This window comes from Pseudomonas imperatae (genome assembly GCF_057128625.1).
Genome location: NZ_JBSKHP010000082.1, coordinates 1 through 580 on the forward strand (window position 1 = coordinate 1; position 580 = coordinate 580).

The 580-nt window shown below is 69.7% G+C and carries 1 protein-coding gene; it reads left to right on the plus strand.

All coding sequences use genetic code 11. From position 1 onward, the window contains the following. A partial coding sequence (locus tag ACWKWX_RS32710) for a dimethylarginine dimethylaminohydrolase family protein (RefSeq protein ID WP_483829940.1) occupies positions 1-580 on the plus strand: 580 nt, incomplete at both ends.

The window sequence follows — 580 nt, forward strand, 5'->3', positions numbered from 1 at the left end:
CGGCCACGAGATCGAGCTCATCGACCCGCTCGAGGGCCTGCCCGACATGGTCTACACGGCCAACGGCGGCTTCGTCATCGACGGCGTCGCGTACGGCCCGAAGTTCCGCTTCCGCGAGCGTGCCGACGAGGCCCCCGCGTTCATCGACTGGTTCGCCGCCAACGGCTTCGAGGTCGCCGAGCCGGTCGAGGTCAACGAGGGCGAGGGCGACTTCCTGCTCGTCGGGAACACGATCCTCGCCGGCACCGGCTTCCGCTCGACGGGCGACAGCCACCGCGAGGTCGGCGAGGTGTTCTCGCGCGAGGTCGTGTCGCTGACGCTCACCGACCCGCGGTTCTACCACCTCGACACCGCGATCGCCGTGCTCGACCCGGTCGAGGGTCCCGGCGGCGTCGAGAAGGCCAACATCGCGTACCTGCCGAACGCCTTCGACGAGCGCAGCCAGGCGATCCTCCGTGAGCGGTATCCGGATGCCATCCGGGTCTCGGATGCCGACGGCGCGGTGTTCGGCCTGAACTCCGCCAGCGACGGCAAGAACGTCATCATCTCGCCGCGCGCGAAGGGCTTCGAGGCGCAGCTG